1 protein-coding gene is annotated in these 4,475 nt (G+C 70.3%); it reads right to left on the bottom strand.

The window, feature by feature from the left end:
- The coding region (pulA, locus tag B7767_RS16130) for a pullulanase-type alpha-1,6-glucosidase (protein WP_107486131.1) at positions 1-4,475 on the bottom strand (4,475 nt) is incomplete at both ends.

The following is a 4,475-nucleotide window of genomic DNA, read 5'->3' as shown; positions in this document are numbered from 1 at the left end:
GAGTTGGGGTCGGTGTAGAGGCCGGAGGCGAAGCCCTGCACGCCGGGGTCGGCGTCGAAGGGGCCGCCGCCGCGCACGGCGTCGCGGGCCCGGTCGGAGAAGGTGGCGATGCCGGTACCGGCCATGTTCTTCTGCGTGGCCTGCTCGAAGCGGGCGTCGTCGGCGATCTCGCCGAAGTTCCAGCCCTCGCCGTACAGGATGATCCTCTTGCCGTCGACGCCGTCCTTCTCCGGGGTGAGGGCGTCGAGGGCCTCGCGCACGGCGAGGATGTTGGCCTTCGGGTGGTGGCCCATGAGGTCGAAGCGGAACCCGTCGACCTTGTACTCCTTGGCCCAGGTGACGACCGAGTCGACGACGAGCTTGCCCATCATGGCGTTCTCGGTGGCCGTGTTGGCGCAGCAGGTGCTGTTGGCGACCGAGCCGTCGGCCAGCAGCCGCTGGTAGTAGCCGGGGACGATCCGGTCCAGGACGGAGGTGCCGGCCTGGCCGCTCGCGGCCGTGTGGTTGTAGACCACGTCCATCACGACCCGCAGGCCGTCCTCGTTGAGCGCCTTGACCATCTTCCGGAACTCGACGGTGCGCTCGGTGCCGTCCGGGTCGGTGGCGTAGGAGCCCTCGGGGACCGTGTAGTGGTACGGGTCGTAGCCCCAGTTGTAGGCGTCCTTGGCGGCGGCCTTCGCCACGCACTCCTGCTGCTTGCCGGAGTCGGCCGGGTAGGAGGCGAGGTCGCAGTCGGCGGTCGCCTGCTCGGACTTCTCCTCGGGGATGGTGGCGATGTCGAACGCGGGCAGCAGGTGCACGTACGAGGTGCCGGCCTTCGCCAGCTCGCGCAGGTGCCTGCTGCCGTCGCTGTCCTTGTCGGTGAAGGCGAGGTAGGTGCCGGGGTTCTCCGCCGTGCGGTCCGCCACGGAGAAGTCGCGGATGTGCAGCTCCTGGATCTGGGCGTCCTTCAGCGGCACGGCCTTCGGCTTGTCGTACGTCGACCACGCACGCGGCTTCAGGGACCGGTCGGCCAGGTCGACGACGAGGCTGTGCTCGGAGTCGGTGGTCAGGGCCACCGAGTAGGGGTCGGTGACCTTGTTGGTGACGATCTCGCGGGTGCTGGGCGCCCACACCTTCACCTTGTACCGGTACTCCTCGCCCTTCCAGGAGCGCGGGCCGGTGACGGACCAGACGCCGGTGGCGTCGTCGCGCCGCATCCGGACGGTGCGGCCGCCGATCTCCAGGGAGACGTCCTGCGCGGTCGGCGCCCACACGGAGAGGGTGGGCCGGCCGTGGCGGAACACCGGGCCGAGGTCCGCCTTGGTGGCGTCGGCCGCGTAGAGGTCGTCGAGCACGCCCGCGATCTGCACGCCGGTCGCCGCGAGCACGGCGCCGTTGGCGGCGTGCTGGGAGGCGACGACCTGGCCGCGCAGCGCCTCGCGCACGCGGTCCCGGTCACGCGGGTCGACGGACCAGGCGGTGCCGTCCTTCAGGTGCGGGAACTCCGCCTTCTGGGCGTCGGTGAGCGTCGTGCTCGCCAGCCGGATCCAGCGGGCGTCCTCGCTGGTCAGCGCACCGTCCTGCACCTTGACGGAACCGGTGCGGGAGGCGAGGAGCTGGGTGGAGGCGGCGGCCTCGGAGCCGTCCCAGACGAGGGTGTCCCGGTCGATCCAGACCGCCTTGGAGGTGGTCAGGTCGAGTGCCGCCGCCGAGCCGGCCGGCTGCGGCAGCAGGTACTTCTCCTGGCCGTTCAGCAGCCACACCTCGTGGCCGCCGGCCTCGAGGTCCAGCGACTGGTCGGTGGGCAGGTCCTTCTCGTCGCCCTTGTGGAGGATGTAGCTGAGGCTGGTGGCACCCTCGGCGAGCGGCACCTCGAAGACGGCGCCGTAGGCATCGGTCCTCACCGGCTCCAGGGGCTTCGACCAGTCGGTGGGGTTCGCGGCACCGGTCCAGGTGTGCAGGCCCCAGCCGTCGTAGTTCCCGTCGGCGCGCTTGTAGTGCAGCACGGCCTTGGTGGTGTCCTGGGCCGGGTAGTCGGGCCGCTCGGCGGTGACGGTCTCCTTGCCCTGCTCGATCCAGATCTCACCGGTTCTGGTGAGGTCGATCGTGCGGTCGGTGGCGACGTCCTTGTTTCCGTCCTTGTCGATGACGAGGAAGCCGAGGTCGGACGCGCCGGGCTTGAGCTTGACGTAGGCGAAGGCGCCGTAGGCGTCGCGGCCGGTGAAGGGGTGGCTGTCCGGCCACTCGGTGGCCTCGCCGTCCGCGAGGTCGCCCCAGGCGTACAGGCCCCAGTCGTCGTAGTCGCCGTCCGTGCGCTTGTAGTGGACGATCGCGTAGTCGCGGGAGGCGGCGGTGGGCGGCTCCTCGACGGGCGGGGTGCCCGTGGTGGAGGCGGCCAGGGCGCTCGCGGTGCGGCCGGCCGAGTCGACCACGACGGCCTTGTAGCGCAGGGCGGTGCCGGCGGGGACGTCCTCGCCGATGGTGTGGGTGACCTTGTAGGGGGCGTGGTCGGCGGAGCCGAGCGTCTGCCACCTGCCGTTGCCGGTCTGGGCGGCGAAGACGACCCGGTTGAGCCGGCCGCCCTCGACGTCGGCGGTGACCTCGACGGTGCCGGTGGCGCCCGCCCCGGGGGCCTCGAGGGTGACCGTGGGCTTCGCGGCGGGCCCGGCGAGCGGGCCGGACGCCTTGAGGACGATCGCCGAGCCGGCCGGGACGGTGACGGTGATCTTCTTGTCGGCGTCGCTGGTGACGGTGGCGTCGGTGCCGTGGATGCCCTTGAACGTCATCCGGGCGGAGCCGGTCGCGAAGGTGGCCTTCTCGGCCTCTTCGGAGTTGTTGAAGGCGACGACGTACTCGGTGGTGTCCTTGCCCGTGCCGGTGCGGGAGAAGGCGTAGACGCCCGCGCCGTCGGCCGCGTACCGCTCCTGCTGGATGCCGTCGGTGAGGGCCGGGTGGGCCTTGCGGAGCTTGGCGAGAGCACTGATCTGCCGGTAGAGCGGTGCTCGCGTGTCGTAGGTGTCCTCGGCGTGGGTGCGGCCGGTGCCGATCAGGTCGTCGTCGAGGTAGTCGGCCGTACGGGAGGCGAACAGGGTCTGGCGGGCGTCCTTGTCGCCGCCGGCGCCGGTGAAGCCCTGCTCGTCGCCGTAGTAGACGACCGGGTTGCCGCGGCTGAGGAACATCAGCTCGTTGGCGAGCATGTCCTTCTTCAGCAGCTCCGCGTCGGACGCCCCCGGGTTGTCCTGCGTCAGGAACGTCCCGAAGCGGCCCATGTCGTGGTTGCCGAGGAAGGTGACCTGCTCGTAGGCGTTGGCCTTGTCGGTGGCGTACTTGTAGTCGTCGCCGAAGACCGAGGCCAGCTTCTTCGCGCTGCCGCCCTGCGAGGCGTACTGCCGTGCCGCCTCCTGGAACGGGAAGTCGAGCGTGGCGTCGAGGCGGCCCTCGGTGACGTACGGGGCGGTGACGTCCGTGTCGGCGGAGTAGACCTCGCCGAACATGAAGAAGTCGTCCCGGCCCTTCTTGGCGGCGTAGGCGTCCAGGGCGGTGGCCCACTGGGTCCAGAACTCCATGTTGACGTGCTTCACGGTGTCGATCCGGAAGCCGTCGATGTCGAAGTCCCTGACCCACCGCTGGTAGATCTTCTCCATGCCGTCGACGACCTCGGGACGCTCGGTCCACAGGTCGTCGAGGCCGGAGAAGTCGCCGTACTCGGCGGACTCGCCGGCGAAGGTGGAGTCGCCCCGGTTGTGGTACATCTCCGGGTCGTTGAGCCAGGACGGGACCTTGAGGTCCTCCTTCGCGCCGGGCACGACCGGGGTGCGCGGGAAGGAGCCGGCGTCGACGCGCGGGAACTTCCGGGAGCCGTCGGCGTAGTCGGCGTCGTCGAAGGGCTCGCCGTCCTTCGTCAGGTACGGGAAGGCGCCCTTGGACAGGTAGCCGTAGGACTTCTCCTCGTAGTCGACGACGTCGGCGGTGTGGTTGGTGATGACGTCGAAGAAGACCTTCATGCCCTTGTCGTGGGCCTCGTCGATGAGGGTCTCGAGGTCGTCGTTGGTGCCGAAGTGCGGGTCGACCTGGGTGAAGTCGGTGATCCAGTAACCGTGGTAACCGGCGGAGGCGTCCTTGCCGGTCCCCTGCACGGGCTGGTTCTTGAAGATGGGCGCCATCCAGATGGCGGTGGTGCCGAGCCCCTTGATGTAGTCGAGCCTCTTCGTCAGGCCCTTGAGGTCACCGCCCTGGTAGAAGCCCTTGTCGGTGGGGTCGTACCCGGTGCTGAGGCGGGAGCCGGTCAGTCCGCCGCGGTCGTTCCTGGTGTCGCCGTTGGCGAAACGGTCCGGCAGGACGAAGTAGAACTGCTCGCGGGTCAGGTCGTGCCGCGCGGGCGACTTGGCGAGCTTCGCGTCGGAGGGCGGCGCGGGCGGGGTCGCGGCGCCGGCGGTGACCGGCTGCACCAGGGCGGCGGCGAGCGCGGCCACGGTGACGGCGGCGACACGTCT

Origin of the sequence: Streptomyces sp. 13-12-16, from assembly GCF_002114215.1 — a bacterium.
GTDB lineage: Bacteria > Actinomycetota > Actinomycetes > Streptomycetales > Streptomycetaceae > Streptomyces.
Note: the sequence above shows the minus strand (reverse complement) of the source record. Positions and strands in the feature narration are given on the sequence as shown.